Origin of the sequence: Okeania sp. SIO3B5 (assembly GCF_010692555.1) — a bacterium.
Classification (GTDB): domain Bacteria; phylum Cyanobacteriota; class Cyanobacteriia; order Cyanobacteriales; family Microcoleaceae; genus Okeania.
Window position 1 is genome coordinate 1 of record NZ_JAAHHG010000634.1, and the last position, 5,181, is coordinate 5,181.

A 5,181-nucleotide genomic window follows, 5' to 3' on the forward strand; every position below is an offset into this window, starting at 1 on the left:
TTGCTGAAGCCAAAATTGAAATTGCCGATGCTAACGTTAGTAGTCTAAAGCCAAAGTTGATATTGCTAGCTCAAATGTTAGCAGTGCAGAAGCTAGAGTTGAAAGTGCAGAAGCAAATGTCAGTAGTGCCATGGCTCAACTACGCAGTGCAGAAGCAAAAGTTAGTAGTGCAAGTGCTAATGTAAATAGTGCCCAGGCAGAAGTTGACAGTGCTTTATCAAATATTGACAGTGCCATCGCCAATGTTAACAGTGACAAAGCTCGTGTAGAAGAGAGACAAACTCAGTTAGCACAAACTTTAGTCCGGGCACCAGCAAATGGCATAGTGGCGGAACGAATAGCTCGGGTTGGTGATGTTACTTCTGGCAGTAAAATGTTGTTTTCTATTATTAAAGACAATCAATTAGAACTACAATTAAAAGTACCAGAAACTCAATTAGCGCAAGTTAAAGTTGGCAAAAAAGTTCAAATCAGTTCTGATGCTGATAGTCGGATAAAAATGTTAGGAACAGTTAGAGAAATAGCGCCATTAGTTGACCAAGAAAGTCGTGAAGCTACAATTAAAATTGACCTGCCTAAAAGTGATTTATTAAGACCTGGAATGTTTTTACGGGCAACAATTACAACAGCAACTAATCAAGGGTTGAAAGTTCCGGCAAAAGCAGTATTACCTCAAGCAGATGGAAAATCTATTGTTTATGTTTTGGCAGAAAATGATCGAGTTAAAGCCGTGCCTATAGAAGTAGGAGAAATTCTGAGTAAAAATAGCGATTTAGCTAATGCTAAAATTGAAATAAAAGAAGGTTTAAAATTAGGCGATCGCGTAGTTGTTGCAGGTGCAGGTTATCTGAAAGATGGAGATATTGTAAAAGTAATTCAGGGTAATTAGTACATTTTGGATTTTGGATGAAATTTCATAGCAATAAAAAAAGTACTTACAGATTAATTGATTTCCATATTCCCACCTTTTCTAAATAACTAGAATTCAACTAACATAACGGTGTTGCTGAATCTAGGAATGAATTTTTGCCGAACAGCTAAAACACATCTTTAGATATAGTATATAAACGAACTTTGCTTGCTTAAACATACTCAAATTAACTCCCTATTATTTCTTCCTTCTTACTTTTGACTTTTGACTTTTGACTTTTGAATTAATTACTTCTTACTTCTTACTTTTGAATTAATTATTTCTTACTTTTGAATTAATTACTTTTGACTTTTGAATTAATTACTTTTGACTTTTGAATTAAATTACTATGTCATTTCATATCTCAGCTTGGTCAATCAAAAAACCAGTTCCTACCATTGTGATGTTTTTAATCTTAACAATAGTAGGATTAATGTCATTTTTCCAACTAGGAATAGACAGAACTCCTAATGTTGATGTTCCAGTAGTATCAATCACAGTAACTCAACAAGGAGCAGGCCCCACAGAACTAGAAACTCAGGTAACAAAAAAAATAGAAGATTCTGTGGCAGGTTTGGGAAATATCGAGAAATTAACCTCAAAAGTAACTGATGGAGTTTCTAGAACCACAATCAATTTTGACTTAGGAGTAGATATCGACCGCGCCACCAACGACGTTCGCAATGCCGTTACCGAAATTCGCGAGGACTTACCTCAAGATATCAACGATCCTATTGTGAAAAGATTAGAAATTATTGGAGGCGGTCCGATCATTACCTACGCTGTCACTTCAGACAAACGTTCAGTCGAAGAACTCAGCGAACTCGTGGACAAAGAAATTAGTCGTGCTATTCTTAGCGTTTCCGGTGTTTCCGAAATTAACCGTATTGGTGGAGTAGACCGAGAAATTCTGATCGAACTCAACCCAGACCGACTCCAAAGTCTTGGCATTACTGCGACTCAAGTAAATGACCAAATTCGCGCCCTCAATACTAATATACCCGGTGGACGCTCTCAAGGTGGAGGCACAGAAAAAAGTATTCGTACCCTTGGTAGCACTGACACGGTAGAAGCATTAAAAGAATATCGAATCATCCTGCCCTCTGGTGGAGCGGTACCACTTTCCAGTGTAGGTGAAGTCATTGATGGTTTTGGCGAAACTAGACAAACAGCTTGGTTAGTAGAAAAAAATAGTGAGGATGAAACTCAGGGTTTTGCACAAGACTCATCAATAAAAACCACTCCCCAGTCAAATAATATTGGTAAACCAGTGGTTGCTTTTAGCGTACTCCGCAGCACAGGTACTACCCTTGTAAGTGTAGAAAGAAGTGTGCGGGCAAAAATTGCTGAACTGGAACAAACATTACCAAAAGATGTAGATTTAGAACTAATTTTTACCCGGGCAACAGATATTGAAGAATCCTATCAAGCATCTGTAGACGCTCTAATTATTGGTTCCATTCTCACTGTTTTAGTTGTCGCTGTATTTTTGCGAGATTGGCGACCAACTTTAGTCACGGCGGTAGCATTACCATTATCAATTATTCCCACCTTTTTAGTAATGCAAATTTTAGACTACACCCTCAATTGGATGACCTTGTTAGCACTAGCATTAGCAATGGGAAACTTGGTGGATGATGCCATCTGTATGATTGAGAATATCGACCAACATATTAATATGGGTAAAAAGCCATTCCAAGCTGCTTTGGATGCGTCAGCAGAAATTGGTTTGGCTGTGGTGGCAACAACAGCAACTATTGTGGCAGTGTTTTTACCTGTCGCGTTTATGGGTGGAGTACCTGGTCAATTCTTTCAGCCTTTTGGCATAACGGTAGCAGTTTCAACGATGTTTTCCACATTGGTTGCTTGTACTATGACACCAATGTTAGGAGCGCGGTTATTGAGGCCGAAACAGTCTCAAGCTTCCTCATTTTTAAATGGTAAAGTGGGAGTCGAACATCACAAACAACCCAAAAATCGTCCCTACAATAACTTATTAACTTGGGCACTGCGCCATAAAATTACTACTTTAATTATTGCTGTAGCTTTCTTTATTGGTAGCTTGCAACTGGTGCCACTAATTCCTAAAGGGTTAATGGGTTCTGAGGACAATGATGTGAGTATAGTTTCCCTAGAATTGCCTCCTGGATCGACTTTGTCTGAAACTGAACAAGTTGCTCAACAGGCAATGCAAATATTAGAGCAAAATTCTACTGTTACCAGTGTATTTGCTGATGTTGGTACTAGGGGTAATAGTGAGGCGGTAAATGAGGGCAAGTTGTATGTGAATATATTACCAAGGCAAGAGCGGGAGGTTTCCCAGAAGGAGTTTGAACAACAGATGCGACCTCTATTTCAGAATATTCCAGGGGCGCGGATAAGTTTTGCTGGTGGGGCTACAGGAGGTAGTGGTAAAGACTTAACTCTTGTTCTCAAGAGTGAAAATGCTACTGCGTTGAGGCAGACGGCAGATGCTTTAGAACAGCAAATGCGAGAAATTCCTGGTTTGGTAGATGTGACTTCCAGTGCCAGCTTGGTGAAACCGGAGATTTTGATTAAACCATTACCTGCTAGAGCAGGGGATCTAGGAATTTCTGTACAGTCGATCGCTCGTACAGCTTCATTGGCGACTTTGGGAGATAATGAGTCAAATTTAGCTAAGTTTGATTTACCAGACCGTCAAATTCCGATTCGAGTACAGTTGGCAGAGGAATTTAGAAATGACTTGGATGCAATTAAAAATTTACGCATTCCTAGTCAAAATGGTGGGTTAGTGCCATTGTCCGCAGTAGCTGAGATTACTATTGGTAGTGGACCTGCTGAAATCAATCGTTTTGACCGCTATCGCCAGGTTTCCTTGGAGGCAAATTTACAGGGAATTTCTCTAGGAGATGCAGTAGAACAGGTGAAAGCATTGCCACCGATGAATCCACTACCGGATGGTGTTACCGAACAGTCTGACGGTGATGCCAAGATTATGATTGATATCTTTACTGGATTTTTAGGTGCTTTGGGGTTTGCGGTGTTATGTATTTATGCAATTTTGGTGCTGCTATACAATAATTTTCTTTATCCAGTGGCAATTTTGGTGGCGTTGCCGTTATCTATTGGTGGCGCGTTGTTAGGGTTATTGGTGACGCAGAAAGAGTTGGGTTTATTTGCTATAATTGGAATAGTGTTGTTGATGGGGTTGGTGACGAAGAATGCAATTTTGTTAGTAGACTGTTCGTTGGCAAATGAAAAAGCAGGAATGTCTCAGTTTCATGCAGTGCGGGAAGCAGGTATTTCCCGGTTGCGACCAATTTTGATGACCACATTTTCTACTATTGCTGGAATGTTACCCATCGCCTTAGAATTAGGAGCAGGAGGCGCAGAAAGAAGTCCTATGGCGATCGCTGTGATTGGTGGATTTTCGACTTCGACGCTGTTGACGTTGGTGGTGGTGCCTGTGTGGTTTACTTATATTGATAATTTCCTGCATTGGTTACAGAAATTATTCCGGGGTAAGGAAACTCGCCCGCAGTTAGATGTTTCTGTTAATGGTAATGGGAAAAGTTCGAGTGTGTTGAAAAAGGATTCTATTTCTGCTAATTAGTTATATCATGTCCGGATAATAGCGTGATCAAAAAACCTTTTCTCTTCTCACCTTTTCTTTCCTTCTGCCTCCTGCCTCCTGCCTCCTGCCTTACCTCTTCTGCTAATTAGTTATATCATGTCCGGATAATAGCGTGATCAAAAAACCTTTTCTCTTCTCACCTTTTCTTTCCTTCTGCCTCCTGCCTCCTGCCTCCTGCCTTACCTCCTCCAAAGTGTAATATCATGTCCGGATAATTAGTTATAAAAAAACTTTCTCCTTCAACTCCAGTTCTTCTTCTTTCTTCCCTCTTTACTCCTGACTCCTGAGGACTGACTCCTGACTCCTCCGTAGTTATTTATTTATCACTGTTCAACCGGACATGATATAAGTATTCAACCGGACATGATATTACAATACTGTAGGTTGGGTTAAGCGACAGCGCAACCCAACATATCAACATATATAGACACTTATACCAATTTTATAAATGTTTGCTACAAATAGGTAGGGTACTTTTTAGGAGTCAGGAGTCAGGAGTCAGGAGTCGTATGGGAATAGATTTAATATCAGATTGATAAATGTTTGCTACAAATATCTAGGGTATTTCTTAGGAGTCAGGAGTCAGGAGTCAGGAGTCAGAATGGATGGCTTTAATACCATTTTTTAGGGTGTAAATTATCTTTTTTGTCAAAGG

At 39.8% G+C, this 5,181-nt stretch carries 3 protein-coding genes; all 3 read left to right on the forward strand.

All coding sequences use genetic code 11. The features are described from left to right. On the forward strand, positions 1-185 hold a 185-nt coding region (locus F6K54_RS39850; protein WP_293089851.1), incomplete at its 5' end, for a hypothetical protein. Next, positions 131-889 carry an efflux RND transporter periplasmic adaptor subunit gene (locus F6K54_RS39855; RefSeq protein WP_293089853.1) on the forward strand — a complete coding sequence of 253 codons (759 nt, stop codon included), beginning with the start codon at positions 131-133 and terminating at the stop codon, positions 887-889. The genes F6K54_RS39850 and F6K54_RS39855, both read left to right, overlap by 55 nt. Before the next feature lie 370 nt (positions 890-1,259). Then, the gene (locus tag F6K54_RS39860) at positions 1,260-4,505 is read left to right on the forward strand and encodes an efflux RND transporter permease subunit (protein ID WP_293089855.1); all 3,246 of its coding nucleotides are present in this window, start codon (positions 1,260-1,262) and stop codon (positions 4,503-4,505) included. Positions 4,506-5,181: the final 676 nt, after the last annotated feature.

Bases quoted from the DNA above. Each gene is read 5' to 3' on its own strand.
- F6K54_RS39855 (WP_293089853.1), top strand. From the start codon at position 131: ATGGCTCAACTACGCAGTGCAGAAGCAAAAGTTAGTAGTGCAAGTGCT.
- F6K54_RS39860 (WP_293089855.1), top strand. From the start codon at position 1,260: ATGTCATTTCATATCTCAGCTTGGTCAATCAAAAAACCAGTTCCTACC.